Annotated in this window: 17 protein-coding genes; 13 read left to right on the forward strand and 4 right to left on the reverse strand. The window is 74.7% G+C overall.

What is annotated here, in order from left to right:
- Positions 1–83: 83 nt before the first annotated feature.
- The 5 genes from HGB54_RS05325 (at position 84) to HGB54_RS05345 (ending at position 8,891) form a co-directional block, all read left to right on the forward strand.
- The gene (locus HGB54_RS05325; protein ID WP_168915522.1) at positions 84–1,052 is read left to right on the forward strand and encodes an AAA family ATPase; all 969 of its coding nucleotides are present in this window, start codon (positions 84–86) and stop codon (positions 1,050–1,052) included.
- Positions 1,049–2,476: a DUF58 domain-containing protein gene (locus tag HGB54_RS05330; protein WP_228545967.1), complete on the forward strand. Its 1,428-nt coding sequence runs from the start codon at positions 1,049–1,051 to the stop codon at positions 2,474–2,476. The genes HGB54_RS05325 and HGB54_RS05330 overlap by 4 nt, the downstream gene beginning before the upstream one ends.
- Entirely contained in the window at positions 2,470–4,833 is a 2,364-nt protein-coding gene (locus HGB54_RS05335; protein WP_168915523.1) for a transglutaminase-like domain-containing protein, read from the forward strand. Before HGB54_RS05330 ends, HGB54_RS05335 begins: the two co-directional genes overlap by 7 nt.
- A complete protein-coding gene (locus HGB54_RS05340) occupies positions 4,830–6,155 on the forward strand; it encodes a zinc-ribbon domain-containing protein (protein ID WP_168915524.1) in 1,326 nt (441 codons plus the stop codon). The genes HGB54_RS05335 and HGB54_RS05340 overlap by 4 nt, the downstream gene beginning before the upstream one ends.
- 93 nt (positions 6,156–6,248) lie before the next feature.
- Positions 6,249–8,891, forward strand: a complete 2,643-nt coding sequence (locus HGB54_RS05345; protein WP_168915525.1) for an FtsK/SpoIIIE domain-containing protein — start codon at positions 6,249–6,251, stop codon at positions 8,889–8,891.
- 13 nt (positions 8,892–8,904) lie between these two features.
- Here the strand turns inward: HGB54_RS05345 and ald are convergent, their stop codons facing one another.
- Positions 8,905–10,020: an alanine dehydrogenase gene (gene ald, locus HGB54_RS05350; RefSeq protein WP_168915526.1), complete on the reverse strand. Its 1,116-nt coding sequence runs from the start codon at positions 10,018–10,020 to the stop codon at positions 8,905–8,907.
- A 249-nt stretch (positions 10,021–10,269) separates the two neighbouring features.
- On the opposite strand from ald, the gene HGB54_RS05355 reads away from it, so the two are divergent.
- The 4 genes from HGB54_RS05355 to HGB54_RS05370 are packed head-to-tail and all read left to right on the forward strand — an operon-like array spanning position 10,270 to position 14,431.
- Complete coding sequence (locus HGB54_RS05355; protein WP_168915527.1) at positions 10,270–11,475, forward strand: ABC transporter substrate-binding protein; 1,206 nt, start codon at positions 10,270–10,272, stop codon at positions 11,473–11,475.
- A 44-nt stretch (positions 11,476–11,519) separates the two neighbouring features.
- Positions 11,520–12,719, forward strand: coding sequence for an ABC transporter ATP-binding protein (locus HGB54_RS05360; protein WP_168916833.1), 1,200 nt, complete (start codon positions 11,520–11,522; stop codon positions 12,717–12,719).
- Between the two features lie 3 nt (positions 12,720–12,722).
- On the forward strand, positions 12,723–13,637 hold the full coding sequence (locus HGB54_RS05365) for an ABC transporter permease (RefSeq protein WP_168915528.1): 915 nt from the start codon (positions 12,723–12,725) through the stop codon (positions 13,635–13,637).
- The gene (locus HGB54_RS05370; RefSeq protein ID WP_168915529.1) at positions 13,634–14,431 is read left to right on the forward strand and encodes an ABC transporter permease; all 798 of its coding nucleotides are present in this window, start codon (positions 13,634–13,636) and stop codon (positions 14,429–14,431) included. The genes HGB54_RS05365 and HGB54_RS05370 overlap by 4 nt, the downstream gene beginning before the upstream one ends.
- Positions 14,432–14,491: 60 nt before the next feature.
- Here HGB54_RS05370 and HGB54_RS05375 read toward each other — a convergent pair whose 3' ends face one another.
- A complete protein-coding gene (locus tag HGB54_RS05375; protein WP_168915530.1) occupies positions 14,492–15,490 on the reverse strand; it encodes an asparaginase in 999 nt (332 codons plus the stop codon).
- A gap of 53 nt (positions 15,491–15,543) precedes the next feature.
- Between HGB54_RS05375 and HGB54_RS05380 the strand changes: the two genes are divergently transcribed.
- From HGB54_RS05380 to HGB54_RS05390, 3 genes are all read left to right on the forward strand, one after another.
- Positions 15,544–16,029 carry an OsmC family protein gene (locus HGB54_RS05380; protein WP_168915531.1) on the forward strand — a complete coding sequence of 162 codons (486 nt, stop codon included), beginning with the start codon at positions 15,544–15,546 and terminating at the stop codon, positions 16,027–16,029.
- A 63-nt stretch (positions 16,030–16,092) separates the two neighbouring features.
- Complete coding sequence (locus HGB54_RS05385; protein WP_168915532.1) at positions 16,093–17,106, forward strand: FKBP-type peptidyl-prolyl cis-trans isomerase; 1,014 nt, start codon at positions 16,093–16,095, stop codon at positions 17,104–17,106.
- A gap of 41 nt (positions 17,107–17,147) precedes the next feature.
- The gene (locus tag HGB54_RS05390; protein WP_168915533.1) at positions 17,148–18,233 is read left to right on the forward strand and encodes a 1-deoxy-D-xylulose-5-phosphate reductoisomerase; all 1,086 of its coding nucleotides are present in this window, start codon (positions 17,148–17,150) and stop codon (positions 18,231–18,233) included.
- On the opposite strand, the gene HGB54_RS05395 is transcribed toward HGB54_RS05390, so the two are convergent.
- Entirely contained in the window at positions 18,230–18,733 is a 504-nt protein-coding gene (locus tag HGB54_RS05395; protein ID WP_168915534.1) for a hypothetical protein, read from the reverse strand. The genes HGB54_RS05390 and HGB54_RS05395 overlap by 4 nt on opposite strands.
- Positions 18,730–20,106 (reverse strand): serine/threonine-protein kinase, encoded by a 1,377-nt coding sequence (locus tag HGB54_RS05400; protein WP_228545969.1) that lies wholly within the window; start codon positions 20,104–20,106, stop codon positions 18,730–18,732. Before HGB54_RS05400 ends, HGB54_RS05395 begins: the two co-directional genes overlap by 4 nt.
- Before the next feature lie 100 nt (positions 20,107–20,206).
- On the opposite strand from HGB54_RS05400, the gene HGB54_RS05405 reads away from it, so the two are divergent.
- Positions 20,207–21,523 (forward strand): M50 family metallopeptidase, encoded by a 1,317-nt coding sequence (locus HGB54_RS05405; protein ID WP_168916835.1) that lies wholly within the window; start codon positions 20,207–20,209, stop codon positions 21,521–21,523.
- Positions 21,524–21,552: the final 29 nt, after the last annotated feature.

Below are 21,552 nucleotides of genomic sequence, written 5' to 3' on the forward strand. Positions count from 1 at the left end.
AGGGCGCGCCCGCCCGCCATCGCGCCGCGCCCCGCACCGCCCGCCCGCTCCCGCATCCCCCAATCGGAAGGCCACCCCCGACCATGACGATGACCCCCGATCAGGCCCGCTGGTTCGCCGACATCTCGTCGCGCATCGTCGGCAACGTCGAGCAGGTGCTGCTGGGCAAGACCTACGTCGTGCGCCTGAGCCTCACGGCCATGCTCAGCGAGGGGCACCTGCTGCTCGAGGACGTACCGGGCACCGGCAAGACCTCGCTCGCCCGCGCGCTCGCGCAGAGCATCCGGGGCACCACCACGCGCGTGCAGTTCACGCCCGACCTGCTGCCGGGCGACATCACCGGCATCACCGTCTACGACCAGCGCTCGGGCGAGTTCTCGTTCCACCGCGGGCCCGTCTTCGCGACCATCGTGCTCGCCGATGAGATCAACCGCGCGAGCCCGAAGACGCAGTCGGCGCTGCTCGAGGTGATGGAGGAGGGGCACGTCACGATCGACGGCGTCACGCACGACGTCGAGGCCCCGTTCCTCGTCATCGCCACCCAGAACCCCATCGAGCAGGCCGGCACCTACCGGCTGCCCGAGGCGCAGCTCGACCGCTTCATCATGAAGACCGGCATCGGGTACCCCGACCACGCGGCGACCGTCCGCATCCTCGACGGCGCCGGGGGCCCCCGGGCGTCCGTCATCCAGCCCGTCGTCGGCCTCGACGTCGTGCGCGACCTCATCGCCGCCGCGCGCACGGTGCACGTCGACCCGGTGATCACCGACTACGTCGCGCGCCTCGTGGAGGCCACGCGCGGGCACAGCGACGTGCGGCTCGGCGCGAGCGTGCGCGGGGCGCTCGCCCTCGTGCGCTGCGCGAAGACCTACGCCGCGATGGAGGGCCGCCACTACGTCGTGCCCGACGACGTCAAGGCGCTCGCCGAGCCCGTGCTCGGGCACCGCCTCGTGCTCGACACCGAGGCCGAGTTCGACGGCGTCACGACGGCCTCCGTGATGGGGCAGCTGCTGCTCGAGACCCCGCCGCCGAGCGACCGGGTCGCCGTGTGAGCCTGCGCACCCCCAGCCGCCCGGCGCGCGGGTCGACGACCTCGACGCGCGGGCGCGACCGCGATCGCGACCGCACCCGGCGCCTCGTCGAGGACACCGCCATCGCCTCGACGGTCACGACCGCGCGCACGCGCATCGTCGGCAGCCGCACGGGCGTCGGAGCGGACGCCCTCGTCGCGGCGGTGCGCAGCGCCCGCGCGGTGCGCTCCGGCGTGGGGGGCGCGATCGGGGCCGCGTCCTCCGTCATCACGCCGCTGGGCTGGAGCCTGCTGCTCCTCGTGCCGCTCATGCTGCTCGCCGGGTACGCCTGGGGCTGGGCCGAGCTCGTCGTGCTCGGCATCGGGGGAGCGGTGCTCGCCGTCATCGCGCTGCTGTTCCTCATCGGTCGCACGCCCCTCGCCGTGCGGCTCGACCCGCCGGCCGCGCGGGTGGCCGTCGGCGACGAGGCCGCGGCGAGCATCCACGTGCGCAATCGCAGCGCCCGCCGCAGCTTCTCGGCCGTGCTCGACGTGCCGGTCGGCCGCGGCCTCGTGCCCGTCGCGATGCCGGGGCTCGGCGCGGGGCGCGAGGCGACGCGGGCCATCGTCGTGCCGACGACGCGACGCGGACGGCTCGTGATCGGCCCCGTCTCGAGCGTGCGCGCCGACCCGGTCGGGCTCGTGCGGCGCGAGATCACCTGGACGGAGCCTGCCGAGATCATCGTGCACCCCCGCACGATCGACATCCCCTCGACCTCCAGCGGGCTCGTGCGCGACCTCGAGGGGCAGCCCACGCGGCAGCTGACCTCGAGCGACCTCGCCTTCCACGCGCTGCGCGAGTACGCCCCCGGCGACGACCGCCGGCACATCCACTGGAAGTCGACGGCGAAGACCGGCACCTTCATGGTGCGGCAGTACGAGGAGACCCGCCGCTCGCACCTCGTCGTCGCCCTCAGCATCGCGAGCATCGACTTCGCCTCCGAAGCCGAGTTCGAGCTGGCCGTCGGCGTCGCCGGCTCGCTGGGCACGAGGGCGATCCGGGATGCCCGCGACATCTCGGTCGTCGTGAGCGCCGTGACGCCCGAGTTCGCCAAGCGCACCCTCGTCGCCCTCCGGCCGCTCACGACGCGCACCCCGACCGCGCTGCTGGATGAGCTCGCGCTCGTGGAGTTCGGGCCGTCGGCCCTGGGCATCCTCGACGTCGCGCGGCTGTCGGGCGACGACGCGCGCGGCATCTCGGTGGCGTTCCTCGTCGTCGGCTCGAGCGTCACCCCCGCCCGACTCCGCAGCGCCGCCGCCGCGTACCCGCCCGCCGTCGAGGTGGTCGCGCTGCAGTGCGACCCCGACCGCATCCCCGGCCGCCGCCGCCTCGGCGCCCTCACGGTCATCACCATCGGCTCGCTCGCCGACCTGCGGCGCGCGATGCGGGGGGCCGAGACGTGGTGAGCCGCGCGGCCGCGGCCGCCGCCCGCCGGCGCCGGCGCCGTCGCCCGCCCGTCGTGCGGCCGCGCGCGACCGTGCTCGTCTCCGCCGCGGTGTTCACCGTGCTGGCCTGGGCCGCCGTCGCCGCGGCGCTCTGGCCGATCTACCAGCACCCCTCCTTCCTGCTGCTCGCCGCGGTGGCCGTGCCGCTCGGCGTGCTGCTCGTCGTCGGCGTGCTGCTCGCCCGCTGGCGCGGCGAGGGCGTGCTGCTCGCCGCCGTCGCGATCTTCGTCATCGTGGGGGTTCCCCTCGCCGTGCCCGGCCGCGCGCTCTACGGCGTGCTGCCCGAGCCGCAGGGGCTGCTCGAGCTCGTCAGCGGCGTCGTGCTCGGCTGGCGCCAGCTCGTCACCATCGAGCTGCCGGTCGCCGACTACCAGGCGCTGCTCGTCCCCGCGCTCGTGCTGCTCTACGCCGGGCCGGTGCTGACGGCGAGCATCGCCCTGCGCACGCGCCGGCCCGCCCTCGCGGCGCTCGTGCCGCTCCTCGCCTTCGCGCTCGCGGTCGCCCTCGGGTCGGAGCGCGCCCCGCTGCCCGCCGGCACCGCCGTCGGCCTCGCCGTCGTGCTGCTGCTCTGGCTCGTCGTGCAGGGCCGCCACCGGCGCGCCGACGCGGTGCGCTCGGGCGCGGCGCCGGGCTCGGCCGGGGCCGCGGGCGCGGCCGCCCGACCGGGGCGCGCCGCCGTCGCCCGCCCCGTCGTCGGGGCGCTCGTCGTGCTGCTCGCCGCGGGCGGCATCGGCGCCGCCGCCGTCGCGGTCGCGCCGCCCGAGCAGCCGCGCACCGTGCTGCGATCGCTCACCGAGCCGCCCTTCGACCCCCGCGCGCTGCCGAGCCCCCTCGCGGCCTATCGCACCGCCTTCCTGCCCGCGGCGGTCGATGCCCCGGCCGTGCTCGTCGCGGGCCTGCCCTCCGGCGCCCGGCTGCGGGTCGCGACGCTCGACAGCTACGACGGGGTCGTGTTCGCCGTCGGCGGCGAGCAGGTCGATGCGGCGTCGGGCCGGTTCGAGCGCATTCCGACCCGTCGTGACGTGACCGGCATCGCGGGCGACCGCATCGTCGTCGACGTCGTCGTCGAGCAGCCCATCGGGCCGTGGCTGCCGACGATCGGCGAGTTCGCCGCGATCGGCTTCGCCGGCGACGACGCGGCCGACGTGCGCGACCGCTTCGTCGTCAACGACGTCACGGGCACCGCGGCGCTCATCGGCGGGGTGGATGCCGGGCGCGCGTACCGGCTCACCGCGCTGCAGCCCGAGTCCGCTGCCGTCGACCCCGCCGAGCTCGCGCCCGGCGCCGCGCGGGTGCCCGCGATCACGGCCGTGCCCGACGAGCTGCGCACCTGGTTCCAGTCGGTCGCGGTCGAGGCGGAGGGGCCGGGCCCCCGGCTCGCCGCGGCCATCGACGCCCTGCAGGAGCAGGGCTACATCTCGCACGGCGTCGGCGAGGACGAGCCGCCGAGCCGCTCGGGCCACTCGCTCGACCGGTTGGCCGAGCTCGTCACCGCGCGCCCCATGCTCGGCGACGCGGAGCAGTACGCGGCCGCCGCGGCGCTGCTCGCCCGCGAGGCGGGGTTCCCCTCCCGCGTCGTGCTCGGCTACGCGCCCGCCGGCGCGGGCGACCTCGTGCTGCGCGGCGGCGACCTCACGGCCTGGATCGAGGTCGACGCCGAGGGCATCGGCTGGGTGCCGATCGACGTGATGCCGCCCGAGCGCGAGATCCCGCCCGCCGAGCCCGACGAGCCCATCCCCGTCACCCGGCCGCAGAACGCCGTGCAGCCCCCGCTCGAGGATCCGCCCGTGCGCGACGACCAGGCGCCCCCCGAGATCGAGCCGGGCGAGGCGCCCGTCGACGACTCGCTCCTGCAGCTGCTGCTGCTCATCGCGCGCATCGCGGGCGCGGTGCTGCTCGTGCTCGGCCTGCTCTCGGCGCCCTTCATCGGCATCGTCGCCGCGAAGGCCCGCCGCCGGCGCCGACGCCGCCGCAGGGGAGATCCCGCGCGCCGCATCCTGGCCGGCTGGCGCGAGATCACCGACAGCGCCGTCGACCGCGGCATCGAGCTGCCCGCGGGCGGCACGCGGCGCGAGCTCGCCCTCGCGATCGGGCGGCCCCAGGCCGCCGTCCTCGCGCGCGTCGCCGACCGCGCGGACTACGCGCCCGAGGAGCCCCCCGCGGCGGAGGTCGAGCAGGTGTGGCAGGCGGTCGACGCGGTGCGGGCATCCCTCGCCGTCGACGGCACCCGCCGCGAGCGGTGGCGCGCCGCCGTCTCGACCCGCTCGCTGCGCCGATACCCTGGAGGGGCACGACCCAGGGGAGGAGCGTCGCGATGATCTGTCGCCACTGCGGCGCGACGCTGCCGCCGATCGCCATGTTCTGCGGATCCTGCGGCCGCTCCGTCGCCGCCCGCACGCCCGTCGTGCCGCCCGTGCTGCTGAGCGCCGCGGCGCCGGTCTTCTCCGCGAGCGAGGTGCTGTCGATCACGCCGGCGACGCCGCCGGAGCCGGAGGAGCCGTCCGAGCCCGCTGTGCCGGCCACTGCTGCGGCGCCGATCGGGACGGCGAACGCCCCGGGCCCCCTCGATCCCGAGACGGGGGCGGATGCTCCTGCCGAGCCCGCGCCCGCCGAGCCCGCGGCTCCGCCCGTCGGCGGCTCGCCCGTCCCGCCGGCCCGGCCCGCGCCGGTCGCCCCGCCCGTCGTCTGCGGCTCCTGCGGCACCGAGGGCGAGCGCGACGACCTCTTCTGCGCCGAGTGCGGCGCCGCGATGCCGCAGGACACCCGCGTGATCGAGCGGCTCGACGCGCCCTCTGCCGATCCCCGCGGAGCAGCGCCCGTCGCCGACGCGCCGGCCGGGACGCCGGGCGGGCCGGTCGAGGCCGCCGCCCCCAGGCCCGTCATCCCGCCGGAGCCCGTCATCCCGCCGGCCCCGGTGCCGGCGCCGCTGCCCGGATGGGCCTCCCTGCTCACGGGCAGCTCGGCACCCGCGACGAGCGGTCCGGCGGCGCGCAGCACGGGGGCCTCCGCGGTCGCCGTGCCCGGGCAGCCGGTCGCGCAGCCCGCCGAGACACCCGCCGAGGAGCCGCCGTCGGTGCCGCCCGCGCGCCCCGAGGCCCCGGCCGTCCCGGCGCCCGCTGTCGCGTCGGCCCCGCCCGCGCGCCCCGAGATCCCGGTCGCCCCGGCGCCCCCCGTCGCATCCGCCCCGCCGGTTGCCGAGCCTCCCGTCGCCGCCCCCGATCCCCGGCCGGCCCCGCCGCTGCCGCCGCTCGCCCCGCCGCCGCGGCTCGACCCCGACGTCGAGAGCACGCGGCTCGTGCCGCGCTCGACGACGGGGGTGCGCTTCGTGCTCCAGTTCTCCACCGGCGAGAGCTACACGGTCGTCGGCTCCGGGCTGATCGGCCGCAATCCGCGCTCCGAGCCGGGGGAGGTGGTCGACCACCTCGTGACGATCGTCGATCCCGGGCGGTCCGTCTCGAAGACCCACCTGGAGTTCGGGCAGGATTCCGGCGTCTTCTTCGTCAGCGACCGCCACTCGGGCAACGGCACGATCATCCGCGAGCCGGGTGCGGAGCCCCGCTACGCCGATCCGGGCAAGCGGTACCGGGTCGTCCGCGGCACGCGCGTCGACCTCGGCGAGCAGTTCGTCGTCATCAGCTGACGCGGCTCCTCCCCGACCGGGCGCCGTGCCGCGCTCTCCCGAGACCGCGCGGCGGCGGGGGTCCGGCTCCTCCGGCTCCGCTTCACTGCCGGGATGCTCCGCCTCCCGCCCCTCCCGGCGCCGCCGTCCGCGCCGCCGCGCGTCCCCTTCCCCCTCATCGCGGTCATCGCGCCGCTCGTCGGCGCGATCGCGATCGGCCTCATCGTGCGCAGCCCCTTCGTGCTCGTCTTCGCCGTGCTCAGCCCCCTCATCGCGCTCGCGACGATGGCGGACGGCCGCCGGCAGGGTCGGCGCCACCGTCGGGAGGAGCGGGAGCGCTTCGACCGGGAGCTCGGCGAGTACGAGCGCGAGATCGAGCGGGCCCATGCGGCTGAGCGGCTCGAGGCCGACCGCGCGCTCCCGCCACCCGCCGCCGACGCCGCGGGCGCCGCCGATGCGCCGCTCCCCGTCCGCATCGGGGTTGCCCCGCGACCGAGCAGGTGCGCACCGGATGCTCCGCGCAGCCTCCCCGTCGACGCCGACGGCGCGCGGCTCCGCGCGCTCCACGAGCGCGCGGCCGTGCACCCCGCGCTGCCCGTGGCGCTCCCGCCCGGGCCGGTGCTCGTCCGAGGGCGCGGAGCGGCCGCCGACAACCTGCGGCGCCTCGTCGCCACGGCTCCCGCCACGCAGCTCCTCGACGCCCCCGGCGAGTCGCCGGCCGCCGCGGTCGTCGAGGTGCTCTCCGCGACGCGCGCCCGCCTCGAGCTGCCCGCCGCCGTCCCGATCGAGCTCCGGCTCGAACCGGTCAGCGCGCTCGAGATCGCCGTGCTGCGCCCGGTCGAGCGGGCGCCGAGCATCCCGGCGTCGGTGCGCTTCGCCGAGCTGCCGCCTCCCGAGCGTCCGCGGCCCGCCCGCATCCCGATCGGCATCGGCGAGGGCGGGGCGGTGCACCTCGACCTCGTCGCCGACGGCCCCCACGCGCTCATCGGCGGCACGACCGGCAGCGGCAAGAGCGAGCTGCTGCGCACCCTCGTGCTCGGCTGGGCGACCGCGGCCGCCCCGCGGGAGCAGTCGGTGCTGCTGGTCGACTTCAAGGGCGGGGCGGCGTTCGCGGGCCTCGCCGAGCTGCCGCACGTCGTCGGCCTCATGACGGATCTCGCGCCGGAGGCCGCCGAGCGCGCGCTGCGCAGCCTGCGCGCCGAGCTGCGCCGCCGCGAGCGCCTGCTGCTCGAGCACGGCTGCCGTGACATCGCCGAGCTGCCGCCCGGCGCGATGAGCCGACTGCTCGTGGTCGTCGACGAGTACGCCGCTCTCGTCGAGTCGGTCGACGAGCTGCCCGCGCTCTTCGCCGATCTCTCGGCGCGCGGGCGCTCCCTCGGCATCCACCTCGTGCTCTGCACGCAGCGTCCCGCGGGCGTGGTGCGCGACGCCGTGCTCGCCAACTGCTCCATCCGCATCCTCTTCCGCGTCACCGCCGCGGGCGAGAGCCGCACTCTGCTCGGGGCGTCGGTCTCGGGCATCGAGGCCGCACCGGTCGGGCGGGCCGTGGTGGCCGCCGGGGCGGCTGCGGTCGCGGTGCAGGTGGCCCGCGTGGCGCCCGCCGACATCCGGGCGGTGGGGGAGCGGCATCGCGCGTCCCCCGCGGCGGAGCGCCCGTGGGTCGAGCCGCTCCCGCTCGAGCTTCCCCTGCCGGCCGACCCCGACCCCGCGATCACGGCGGCCGAGGGCTGGCCGTTCGGGCTGCTCGACCACCCCGACGAGCAGCGTCGGGCCGTCGCGCGGTGGAGCCCGCGGCGCGACGGCGCCCTGCTCGTCGTCGGCGCGAGCGGCAGCGGGCGCAGCACCGCCCTGGCCGCGCTCGCCGCCTCCGCCGAGCGCGCGGGCACCGCGGTCGTCGTGCTGCCGGTCGAGCCCGCTGCGGCATGGTCGGTGCTCGAGCACGGCATCGCGCGGGAGGGTCACCGCTCCGACGGTCCGGCGAGCGGCCCCGAGCGCACGGCCGCCCCGACCGCCTCGGCGCGGCTGCTCCTCATCGACGATCTCGACGTGCTGCTCGCCGCCGCGGGCGAGGGCGCCCCCGCTCTGCTCGACCGCCTCGACGGGGCCCTCCGGATGCTCCGCGCCGCCGGCGGCGGTCTCGCGGCGAGCGTCCGCTCCCTGCACGGGCTGCCGGCCTCCGCCGTCGGCCGCTTCGACTCGGTGCTGGTGCTGCGCGCCGCCTCGCTCGACGAGCACCGCCTCGCCGGCGCGGGCGGGCCGTGGAATCGGGATGCCCCGCCGGGGCGCGGCCGATGGCACGGCTCGCTCGTCCAGGTCGGCCTCGCCCCCGCCCCGCTGCCGCCCGCCGCGGCGGACCTCATCGAGGAGTGGACGCCCTCCGCGGGCCCCGTCGCCGTCGTCGCCGCCCGCCCCCGGGCGCTCCAGCAGCGGCTCGCCGAGGGCGGCATCGTCGGCGCGCTCGATCCCGCGATGCTGCTCGGGCCGGCACCGGTCGACCTCGAGCGCCCACCCGCCGCCGTCGGCTCGCCGACGATCGCGATCGCCGACGCCGAGTCGTGGCAGGCCGCGTGGGGCGCCCTGGCGCGGGCGCGCCGGGAGGGGGCCGTCGTGCTCGCCGACGTGGCCGAGGCCGAGGTGCGCATGCTGCTCGGCCAGCGCAGCACGCTCCCGCCCCGGCGGGCCGGGGCCGCGGACGAGGTCTGGATCGCGGAGGCGGGGGAGCCGCTGCGCCGCGCGCGCTGGGCGGCCCTCGGCTAGAGCGAGCCGAGGGTCACGCCAGCGCGTCCTCGAGCGTCACGGCCGCGAGGTCGTGCGCGCGCGCCACCGGCTCGTTCGTCACCGCGCCGGCGTGGGTGTTGAGGCCGAGCGCGAGGGCCGGGTCCGCCCGCAGCGCCTCGGCCCAGCCGTGCGTCGCGATCGCGCGCACGTACGGCATCGTCGCGTTCGTCAGCGCGTGGGTCGACGTCGACGGCACGGCGCCCGGCATGTTCGCCACGCAGTAGAAGATGCTGCCGTGCACGGCGAAGGTGGGCTCGGCGTGCGTCGTCGGCCGCGAATCGGCGAAGCAGCCGCCCTGGTCGACGGCGATGTCGACGAGCACGCTGCCCGGCTTCATGCGCGAGACGAGCTCGTTGCTCACGAGCTTCGGCGCCTTCGCGCCGGGGATGAGCACCGAGCCGATGAGCATGTCGGCCCGCACGGCGGCGCGCTCGATCTCGTAGCCGTTCGAGGCGATCGTGCGCACGCGCCCGGCGTACAGGGCGTCGATCTCGCGCAGCCGCTGCAGGTTCGTGTCGAGCACGGTCACCTGCGCGCCGAGGCCGACGGCGATCGCGACCGCGTTCGTGCCCGCGACGCCGCCGCCGAGCACGACCACGTCGGCGGGGTGGGTTCCGGGCACGCCGGGCACGAGCAGGCCGGGCCCGCCGTTCGGGCGCATCATCGCCGTCGCGCCGACCATCGGCGCGAGCCGGCCGGCGACCTCGCTCATCGGCGCGAGCAGCGGCAGGGCGCGGGAGGGCAGCTGCACGGTCTCGTAGGCGATGCCGGTGACGCCGCTCTCGACGAGGGCGTGCGTGAGCTCGCGCTCCGCGGCGAGGTGCAGGTAGGTGAACAGCACGAGGCCCTCGCGGAAGTGCCCGTACTCCGAGGCGATGGGCTCCTTGACCTTGAGCAGCAGCTCGGCCTCGCCCCACACGGTCGCGGCGTCGGCGACGATGCGCGCGCCCTGCGCCGCGTACTCGTCATCGGTGATCGAGGAGCCGAGACCGGCCCCCGACTGGATGATCACCTCGTGCCCGCCGCCCACGAGGTCGTGCACGCCCGCGGGCGTGATGGCGACCCGGAACTCGTTGTTCTTGACCTCAGACGGAACCGCGATTCTCATGACTTCTCCCTGATCGAGGGCGCACGCGCGGCATCCTGGCGCCACGCTGCGCTGCGGAATCAGCGTAGCGGGCGAGGACGATGGATTCCGCACCGATTCGTCGACTTTTGTGCTGATTTCGTGACGTTCATGTTTCAGAATGGCCGATTCGGCCGTTCCGTGGTGCGTGACCCGATGCCGTATGCCAGTATCGACCCACCATCACCGCCGGGTACACCGCCGTACCTCCCTCGCCGAAGGAGCAGCGCCATGCACCGTCCGCTTCCCGAAGACCCGATGATCCGCAGCCTCATCGCGCAGGCCCGCCGTGCGCAGGTCAGCCGCCGCGCGATGCTCGCCGGAACGGGGGCCGGGGCCACCGCTCTCGCGCTCGCCGCCTGCTCCACCGGCCCCGGTGAGGTCACCGCCGCCGAGGACAACTCTGCGAACGACCCCACGCTCAACTGGGCGAACTGGTCCTTCTACATCGACGAGGACGACGACGGCGGCTACCCGACGCTCGAGCGGTTCCAGGAGGAGACCGGCATCGAGGTCAACTACCTGATCGACGTCGACGACAACAACTCCTACTTCGCGACCGTGCGCGACCAGCTCGCCCTCGGCGACGACATCGGCGCCGACACCGTCTGCCTCACCGACTGGATGGTGTCGCGCTGGATCCAGCTCGGCTACACCCAGGAGCTCGACAAGGCGAACATCCCCAACGCCGCGAACCTCGTCGAGGCGCTGCAGAACCCCTCCTTCGACCCCGGCCGCGTGCACTCGCTGCCCTGGCAGGGCGGCTTCGCCGGCATCGCCTGGAACACCGACCTCACCGACGAGGTGCGCTCGGTCGAGGACCTCTGGCGCCCCGACCTCTCCGGCCGCGTCGGCGTGCTCAGCGAGATGCGCGACACGATCGGCCTCATCATGCTGCAGAACGGCGTCGACATCGCCGGCGACTTCAGCTCGGACGAGTTCATGGCGGCGCTCGACGTGTTCCGCGAGAAGGTCGACAGCGGGCAGATCCGCAACGTGCGCGGCAACGCCTACACCGAGGACCTCGTGAGCGAGGACACCCTCGCCGCCATCTGCTGGTCGGGCGACATCACGGTGCTGAACTTCGAAGCGGGCTACGAGAAGTGGAAGTTCGTCATCCCCGAGGCGGGCGGCACGCTCTGGAACGACAACTTCCTCGTGCCGATCGGCTCGACCCGCAAGGCGAACGTCGAGAAGCTCATCGACTACTACTACCAGCCGGAGGTCGCCGCCGAGGTGGCCGCGTGGGTCAACTACATCACGCCGGTCGAGGGCGCTCAGGAAGCGGCGATCGCCATCGATCCCGAGCTCGCCGAGAACCAGCTCATCTTCCCGAACGCCGACACGCTCGCGACGACCTCGATCTTCCGCGGCCTCACGGCGCAGGAGGAGAACGAGTTCCAGTCCGCCTTCCAGAGCGTGCTGCTCGGGTCCTGAGCCCTCTTACTCGAAGGAGAGTCACCCTGGTGACGAACAGCGACGTGCCCCACGGCGGTTTCGCCGAGGCGGGGGCCGACCTCGAACTGGTGGGCATCACCAAGCGCTTCCCCGGCTTCACCGCGATCGAGAAGCTCGACCTGACCATCCCGGCGGGCTCGTTCTTCGCCCTCCTCGGCCCCTCGGGCTGCGGCAAGACCACGACGCTCCGGCTCATCGCCGGGCTCGAGGAGCCGACGGAGGGGCGCATCCTCATCGGCGGCAAGGACGTCACCGCGACGAAGGCGTATCAGCGCCCCGTCAACACGGTGTTCCAGAGCTACGCGCTGTTCCCGCATATGACGATCATCGAGAACGTCTCCTTCGGGCTGAAGCGGCGCAAGGTGGCCGACGCGACCTCGCTCGCGCACGAGGCGCTGCGCCTCGTCGAGCTCGACCACCTCGCCGCCCGCAAGCCCGCGCAGCTCTCCGGCGGGCAGCAGCAGCGCGTCGCGCTCGCCCGCGCGATCGTGAACCGGCCGGCGCTCCTGCTGCTGGACGAGCCGCTCGGCGCGCTCGACCTCAAGCTGCGCCGGCAGATGCAGATCGAGCTGAAGGACATCCAGAGCACGGTCGGCCTGACCTTCCTCCACGTCACGCACGACCAGGAGGAGGCCATGACCATGGCCGACGTCGTGGCCGTCATGAACAAGGGCGAGATCGAGCAGATGGGCCCGCCGCAGGAGCTCTACGAGCTGCCGCGCACCGCCTTCGTCGCCACGTTCCTCGGGCAGTCCAACCTCTTCACCGGCCAGGTCTCGTCGTCGAGCGGCCGCTCGATCGTCGTCGACGTGCAGGGCCGCGCGATCGAGGTGCCGCGCGAGCGCGCCCAGCGGCACGCGGGCGGCGTCACCATCGGGGTGCGCCCCGAGAAGGTCACGCTGCATGGGGATGCTCCCGCCGAGTCGAGCGGACGCAACGTGGTCGGCCCCGGCCGCATCACCGACGTCTCGTTCAGCGGCGTGAGCACCCAGTACGAGGTCACCGTGCCCGGCCTCGGAGCGCTCACCGTCTTCGCGCAGAACACCTCGATCTCCTCGCTCGCCCACGCGGGCGACGAGGTCTGGCTGAGCTGGGCGGTCGAGCACGGCTTCGGGCTCGAGGACGACCCCGCGACGGCCGTGCGCTTCGACGACGACACCGACACGAGCATGCTCGCCACGCAGAAGCGCCAGGCGCTCGCGGCGGAGCTGGAAGAGGCGTAGGCGATGGCCTTCGGCGCCTTCGGCACGGCGACCGCGGCACCGGTCGAGCCCGCGGCCCGTCGCCGCAGCCCCATCGCGCTGCTGCTGCTCCTGCCGGGCATCCTGTATCTGGGGCTGTTCTTCCTCGTGCCCCTCATCTCGCTCGTCATCACGAGCCTGCAGGAGCCCGACCCGGTGCTCTTCGGCACCTTCCAGAACGCGTTCCGCTGGGAGAACTACGTCGCGGTGCTCGACCAGTACTGGGTGCAGGCGGTGCGCTCCTTCGGCTACGCGGCGCTCGCGACCCTGTGCGCGCTGCTCATCGGGTTCCCGCTGGCCTACTTCATCGGTATCACGCTGCGGCGCTACCCGCTGCTGCAGGCGCTCGCGCTCGTGCTCGTCATCGCGCCGTTCTTCATCTCGTTCCTGCTGCGCACCCTGGCGTGGAAGCAGCTCTTCGCCGACGAGGGCCCCGTCGTCGGGTTCCTCTCCTCGCTGTCGATCCTCCCCGAGGGAACGGCCATCACCGGCAGCGCCTTCGCGGTGATCTTCGGCATCACCTACAACTTCATCCCCTTCATGACGCTGCCGATCTACACCTCCCTCGAGCGGCTCGACCTGCGCTACGTCGAGGCGGGCGGCGACCTGTACGCGAGCCCCGCGCAGACCTTCCTGCGCGTGACGCTGCCGCTCGCGGCCCCGGGCATCATGTCGGGCACGCTGCTGACGTTCATCCCGGCCTCCGGCGACTACATCAACGCCAGTCGCGAGTTCCTCGGGTCGACCGACACGGCCATGATCGGCAACGTCATCGAGGCGAACTTCCTCGTGCTCCAGAACTTCCCGGCGGCCGCCTCGCTCTCGATCATCCTCATGGCCGTCATCCTCGTGCTGGTCAGCTTCTACGTGAAGCGCAGCGGAACGGACGATCTGCTGTGAGGGGCTTCGGCAAGTACGGCATCTGGATCTACTCCGCCATCGCGCTGACGTTCCTGCTCATCCCGATCGTCTACACGATCGTGTTCTCGTTCAACGACGCGCGCCGCACGAACATCGTCTGGCGCGGCTTCACGCTCGAGAACTGGTTCACGGTGTGCGAGGCGCAGGGCGTCTGCCAGGCCTTCGGCAACAGCATCCTCATCGGCGTCGTCGCGACGGTGCTCGCGACCACGCTCGGCACCATGATCGCGCTCGCGCTCGTGCGCTACCGGTTCCGGTTCCGCTCGGCGACGAGCCTGCTGCTGTTCCTGCCGATGGCGACGCCCGAGGTCGTGCTCGGCGCGGGCCTCGCGGCGCAGTTCCTGCAGGCGGGCGTGAGCAAGGGCATCGGCACGATCATCCTGGCCCACACGATGTTCTGCATCAGCTTCGTCGTCGTGACGGTGCGCGCCCGGGTGGCGAGCCTGGACCCCGCGCTGGAGGAGGCCGGCCGCGACCTGTACGGCTCGCCGTCGCTCGTGTTCTGGCGCATCACGTTCCCGCTGCTGCTGCCCGGCATCATCGCGGCGGCGCTGCTCTCCTTCGCGCTGAGCTTCGACGACTTCATCATCACGAACTTCAACCGCGGCGCCGACGTCACCTTCCCCTCGTACATCTACACGGCGGCGGCGCGCGGCATCCCACCCGAGGCCAACGTCATCGCCTCCGGCGTGTTCTTCCTCGCCATCGCCCTCGTACTCATCGCGCAGTTCAGCGCGGCGGCGCGGCGGCGCCGGCTCGCGAAGACCGGCTGACCGGGCGGCGTCGGCCGTCGCTGCGGCGGCCGTCGCCGGCGGCGGGATGCTCCTCCCGCCTCAGACGGCGGTGACGCGCAGCCCGCCCACGACGACGTCCCCGCCGAGCACGGGCTCCTGCCCGGCGGCGACGACCTCGGCCGCGGCCGCCGCGTCGACGAGCCCCTCGGCGACGAGCAGGGCGAGGGCCACGGGCGTCGTCGCGCGCATGGAGCCGTCGAGCACCTTGACCGCCACCGCGTGCCCGCTCGGGGTGCCGATGACGACGAGGCCCTCGGCGCCGATCTTGGCGAGCACGCCCAGGCGCTCGATCGCCTCGGTGTTGGCGCGGCCGGGCCCGTCGATCGCCCACGGTTCGGCCTGCACGGCCGCCATGAGCCGCGCGGCGTGCGCGTCCGCCCCGCCGGCGATGCGGGCGATCGCGCGGGCGAGCCCGACGAGGCTCGTGCTGTGCAGCGGGGCGCCGCAGCCGTCGAGGCCGGAGTGCGCCACGGGCTCGCCCGTCCACTCCTCGATCGTCGCGACGATGCGCTGCTGCAGGGGGTGCTCGGGCGAGAGGTAGCTCCCGGCGTCCGCCCCGAGCGCGTCGCTCGCCCGCAGGAAGGCCGCGTGCTTGCCCGAGCAGTTCATGGTGATGCGCGCGGGCCCGAGGCCTGCGGCCTGGCGGGCGGCGCGCTCGCGCGAGCCGAGCGGCCACTGCGCGGGGCACTGCAGGGCCTCGGCGTCGCGGTGATCGGCGGCGAGCATCCCCTCGACGACCGCCAGGTGCGCGGGCGAGCCGCAGTGGCTGGCGGTGCCGAGCACGAGCTCCTCATCGCTGAAGCGGGCGCCGGTGCCGAGCACGGCGAGCGCCTGCACCGGCTTGAGCGTCGACCGCGGGAACACGAGGGCCCGCGCGTCGCCGACCGAGCGCAGCACGCGGCCCTCGGCGTCGACGACGACGGCGGCGCCGATGTGCCGCGACTCGACGAAGCCCGAGCGCTCGATCACGGCGAGCTCGGCGCTGCCGGCGACGTCGAGGGGGGCAGGGGCGGCGGAGGCGAGGGCGTCGGAGGGCATGATGGGTCGAGCGTATCCGGCGGCGCGCACGGCGTCGGCGGGGGAGGAGCGTCATGGACCGGGAGCACGGCTTCGCCGTCGACGTCGAGTGGACGGGCGCGCGAGAGGGCGGCACGACCGGCTACCGCGCCTACAGCCGCGACCACGAGGTGCGGGCCGCGGGCAAGACCCACGCGATCGCCGGTTCCGCAGCGCGTCCCTTCCACGGCGAGCTCGAGCGCTGGAACCCGGAGGAGATGCTCGTCGCGGCCCTCGCCCAGTGCCACCTGCTGAGCTACCTGCACGTCGCGACCACCGAGAGGCTCGTCGTCGTCGCCTACGAGGACTCCGCGACCGGCACGCTCCGCACCGAGGGCCTCGGCGGCCGGCTGATCGAGGCGACCCTGCGGCCGGTGGTCACGCTCGCCGCCCATCACGACGAAGGGGATGCGCGCCGGGCGCAGGCGGCCCACGCCCGGGCGAGCGAGCTGTGCTTCATCGCGAACTCGGTGAACTTCCCCGTGCGGCACGAGCCGAGCATCCGCATCGCCGGTGCATAGCCCGCCGGCGCCCGGCCGCCGTGGAGGGCCCGCATAGCCGGCCCGTGCGAGGATGGGGACTTCGTGCTCGCCGACAGCAAAGGACATCTCGTGCGCCGCACCCCCGCCATCCTCTTCTCCCTCGCGCTCGTCGCGGGCCTCGCGGCCTGCGCCCCCGCCGACTCCGATGCGGAGGTCGACGGCGAGACCGCGGCCGAGGAGTGCGTGCCCACCGAGGCGGGCACCGCCTCCGACGCGATCACGGTCGAGGGCGAGGCCGGCGCTCTGCCGACCATCACCTTCGACGCGCCGCTCGAGCCCGCCGAGACGGAGCGCACGGTGCTCGTCGAGGGCGAGGGCGACGCCATCGAGGAGGGTGACACCCTCACCATCCACTACACGATCGTCAACGGCGGCACCGGCGAGGAGATCGAGACCACCGGCTTCGGCGACCAGCCGCCGGTGACCGTGCTCGTCGACACCGACTCGCAGCTTCTCGCGGGCCTCTCGAAGACCATCGGCTGCGTCACCGAGGGCTCCCGCGTCGTCGGCGTCATCCCGCCCGCCGACGCCTTCGGCGAGGAGGGCCAGCCGCAGTTCGGCCTCGAGGCCGAGCAGTCGCTCGTCGTGGTCGCCGACATCATCGGCATCGCGCCCGAGCCGCTCGAGCGCGCCGAGGGCGAGCCGCAGGACGCTCCCGAGGGCCTTCCGGCGGTCGAGCTGGCCGAGAACGGCGAGCCGACCATCACGATCCCCGACGAGGTGCCCACCGACGGCTACCAGCTCGCCACCCTCATCCAGGGCGAAGGCGAGGAGGTCGCCGAGGGCGCCACGGTCGTCGTGCACTACACGGGCTGGAACCTCAACACCGGCGAGATCTTCGACTCGAGCTGGGAGCGCGGCGAGCCCGCGAGCTTCCCGACCAGCGGCGTCATCCCCGGCTTCCGCGACGCGCTCGTCGGCCAGCAGGTCGGCAGCCAGGTCATCGCGGTCATCCCGCCCGAGCTCGGCTACGGCCCGTCCGGCGGCACGCCCGACGGCTCCATCGGCGCGGAGGACACCATCGTCTTCGTCGTCGACATCCTCGCCGCCCAGTAGCGGGGGCGGGATGCCCGGCTCGCGTCGGGCAGGATGAGACCATGCGCGACATCATCATCCTCGGCTCGACCGGCTCCATCGGCGTCCAGGCGCTGGAGGTGGTCGCGGCGAACACCGAGCGGTTCCGCGTGGTCGGCCTGGCGGCCGGCCGCAACCGCGAGCTGGTCGAGCGGCAGGCGCGGGAGTTCGGCGTCGAGCACGTCGCGCTCGGGGCCGAGGAGGCCGCCGCGCTCGTGCGCGACGTCGCCTGCGACGTCGTGCTCAACGGCATCACGGGCTCGGTCGGCCTCGCCCCGACGCTCGCGGCGCTCGACGCGGGGCGCACGCTCGCGCTGGCGAACAAGGAGAGCCTGATCGTCGGCGGCGAGCTGGTCACCTCGCGCGCCCGCCCGGGGCAGATCGTGCCCGTCGACAGCGAGCACTCGGCCATCGCGCAGGCGCTCCTCGCGGGCGCCCATGCCGACGTCCGTCGGCTCGTGCTCACCGCGAGCGGCGGCCCGTTCCGCGGTCGCGATCGCGCCTCGCTCGAGGGCGTCACTCCGCAGGAGGCGCTCGCGCATCCCACCTGGGACATGGGGCGCGTGATCACGACCAACTCCTCGACCCTCGTGAACAAGGGCCTCGAGGTCATCGAGGCGCACCTGCTCTTCGACGTTCCCTACGACCGCATCGACGTGACCGTGCACCCGCAGTCGATCGTGCACTCGATGGTCGAGTTCGTCGACGGCTCGACGATCGCGCAGTGCTCGCCGCCCGACATGCGCCTGCCCATCTCGCTCGGGCTCGACTGGCCGAACCGCGTCGCCGGCGTCGGCGCGCCGCTCGACTGGACCACCGCGAGCACCTGGACCTTCGCGCCCCTCGACGAGGAGGCGTTCCCCGCGGTCGCGCTCGCGAAGCGCGTGGGGGAGGCCGGGGCGACCTACCCGGCGGCCTTCAACGCGGCGAACGAGCAGGCCGTGCACGCCTTCCACGACGGTCGCATCGGCTACCTCGGGATCCTCGACGTCGTCACCGCGGTGGTGGATGCGCACGAGCCCCAGCCGATGACGCTCGCGGGCGTGCTCGGTGCCGAGGAGGCGGCGCGGGCCGCGGCCGACGCGCTCATCGCCCGCGGCATCGGCTAGTCGTCGTCCTCGTCGTTCTTCTTGCCCTTGCCGTTCCCGTTGCCGCGCTCCTCGTCCCGAGCCGCCTCCTCGGCCGCTCGCTGAGCGGCGGCCTCCTGCTCGGCGACGCGGGCAGCCTCCTCGGCCGCGGCGCGAGCCGCCTCCTCGGCGGCGATGCGCTCGGCCTCGGCCTGCTCGGCCGCGACGCGCTCCGCCTCGAGGGCGGCGTCGACATCGGCGCGCACGAGCGCCACGGAGGCCATGATCGCGTCCGCTCGGGCCTGCGTGATCTCCCCGCGCGCGAGGGCCGTCTGCGTCTCGGTCTCGAGCTCCATGAGCTCGGTCTCGGTCGTCGGCCAGTCCTCGCTTGCGGCGGCGGTGCTCACGGCGGCGACGCGCTCCTGCAGCGCGCGGGCGGTCTCGGCGTCGTAGGCCGAGCCGGCGCAGCCTGTGAGACCGAGGACGGCGGCCATGACGAGGGCGGGCAGTACGGTACGGGGTCGGTCGGTGCGGCGGATCACGGTTCCACGCTCCTCTGCAGCTGCTCCAGGTGCTCCCCGAGGGTGCCGTCGACGACGGCGTACTCGGGCGGGTTCTCGGCATCGATGCGGGTCGCCGAGCCGGTGGTCGCGCCGTAGAGCGCGGCGAGCGCGATCCCGGCCACCAGCACCGAGGCCGCGGCGCCCACGATGGTGACGATCGGGCGCCGCCGCAGTGCGGTGAGGGCGCCGGTCTCGGGGCGGTCGGCGGCGGACCCCGGGGCCGAGGTCGTCGGCGCGGTGAGCCGGGACGACGTCGCAGCGGGTGCGGCAGCGGGCTCCGGACGGGAGCCCGCTGCCGGCGGCGGGGGCGCGGGCAGCGAGGAGCCCATGACCTCGGTCGCGGCGGTGACTCCCGCGACGGCCGCGGCCGCGCCGACCGAGGGGTCGGCGCCGGCGGCGCCCATCGCCGCCGTGGGCGCGTCGGAGCCGGTCGCCGGCGCGGCGACGGGCAGCCGCAGCGTCGGGTCGAGCCCCTCGTCGGGGGAGGCGGGCAGCGCCGGGATCGCCGCGGCGGTGCGCAGCAGCTCGGCGGCCTCGCGGGCGCTGAGCCGGGCATCCGGCTCGCGGGCGGTCATGCCGCGCAGCAGCTCGACCCACACCGGCGCGAGCCGCGCGGGAAGGATCGGGTCGCGCGCGAGGCGGGCCGCGGCGGATTCGACGCCCGAGCCCGGGAAGGCGCGCTCGCCCGTGAGCGCCTCGAGCAGCACGAGGCCGAGGCTGTACACGTCGCTCGCGGGGCCGACGGCGCCGCCGACCGCCTGCTCGGGGCTGAGGTAGTGGGCGGTGCCGAGCACCGAGCCCGTCGCCGTCATGCGGGTCTCGTCGATGAGGCGCGCGATGCCGAAGTCGGCGAGCTTCGCCCGCGCGCCCGTGTCGGCGCTCGCGCGCTCGGGCACGAGGATGTTGCCCGGCTTCACGTCGCGGTGCACGATGCCCCGGTCGTGGCTGTAGGCGAGCGCATCGGCGACGGCGGCGCCGATGACGGCGACCTCCTCGCCCGGCAGCGGTCCGGCATCCATCGCCGTGCGCATGTCGTTGCCGGTCACGAGCTCGAGCACCAGCACGGCGCTGCCGTCCTCGTCGGCGACGGCGTCGAAGAGCGTCACCAGGCCGGGGTGGTTGAGCGAGGCGAGCACACCGACCTCGCCCTCGTGGCGGCGCATGTCGTCGTCGTCGGTGAGCTCGGGGCGGAAGACCTTGAGCGCGACGCGGCGGGGGATGTTCTCGTCGGCGGCCTCGTACACGGTCGACATGCCGCCGCGGCCGATGAGGCGCTCGACGCGGTACCGCCCGGCGACGAGCTCGCCGATGCGCCCGTCCGTCGCGGCACTGTCGTTCCTGGTCTCCTGCACGACCCCTGAGCGTACCGGCGCATGATGAGAGCGCCGAGGCCCCCCGCAGGTCGCGCTCAGGCCCGGCGGGCGCGAGCGCGGCTACAGTGTCGCCGTGGAGATCCTGCTGTACATCGTCGGCGTGCTCTCCGTCGTCGTCGGCCTCGCCGTCTCGATCGCGCTGCACGAGCTCGGCCACTTCGCCCCCGCCAAGTGGTTCGGCGTGCGCGTCGGCCAGTTCATGATCGGCTTCGGCCCGACGATCGTCTCGCGCCGTCGCGGCGAGACCGAGTACGGGCTCAAGTGGATCCCGCTCGGCGGCTACATCTCGATGTCGGGCATGTACCCGCCCGCGAACGGCGCCGCCGCCGGGCGGTACTCGACGACCGGTTTCTTCGGCACCCTGGTGCAGGATGCCCGCACCGCGTCGGCGGACACCATCGTCGAGGGCGAGGAGCAGCGGGCGTTCTACCGGCTGCCGGTGCTCCAGCGGGTCATCATCATGCTCGGCGGCCCGTTCATGAACCTCGTCATCGCCGTCGTGCTCTACGCCGTGCTGCTCATGGGCTTCGGCGTCCCGCAGCTCTCCACGACGATCGGCAGCGTCAACGAGTGCGTGCTGCCCGCGTCGAGCGAGCGCCAGGAGTGCGCGCCCGGCGACGCGGCCGCGCCCGGCGCCGAGGCGGGCCTGCGGCCCGGGGACCGCATCGTGTCGATCGACGGCGAGGCCGTCGAGAGCTGGGACGACGTGACGGGCGCCGTGCGTCCCGCCGCGGGGGAGGACCTGGTCGTCGAGATCGAGCGCGACGGCGATCCGCTGACCGTCGTCGTGACCCCGATGCTGACCGAGCGCTTCGCCGTCGCCGACGGCGAGATCGTCGAGGGCGCCGACGGCGAGCCGGTGCTCGAAGAGGTCGGCTTCGTCGGCGTCGGCGCCGCGTACGAGACCGTGCGCCAGCCGGCCACCGAGGTGCTGCCCGCCGTGGGCGACAACGTGGTGCGCGTCGTCGAGATCATCCTCTCGCTGCCGCAGCGCATGATCGACGTGGCCCAGGCCGCCTTCGGCACCGAGGAGCGCGATCCGAACGGGCCGATCAGCGTCGTCGGCGTGGGCCGCATCGCGGGCGAGATCGCGAGCCTCGACAGCATCCCGGTCGTCGACCGCATCGCGAACATCACGGGCGTGCTCGCCTCGCTCAACGTCGCGCTCTTCGTCTTCAACCTCATCCCGCTGCTGCCGCTCGACGGCGGCCACGTCGCCGGCGCGCTCTGGGAGGGGCTGCGCCGCCGCCTCGCGACGCTCTTCGGCCGCCCCGAGCCCGGCCCGGTCGACACGGCGCGGCTCGTGCCGATCACGCTCGTCGTCGTGCTCGTGCTCGGCGCCATGAGCGCGCTGCTCATCTACGCCGACATCGTCAACCCGGTCAGCATCTTCTAGCGGGCGGGGGCGCGCCGGCGGGCGCGAGC

The organism is Microcella flavibacter (assembly GCF_012530535.1).
GTDB classification, from domain to species: domain Bacteria; phylum Actinomycetota; class Actinomycetes; order Actinomycetales; family Microbacteriaceae; genus Microcella; species Microcella flavibacter.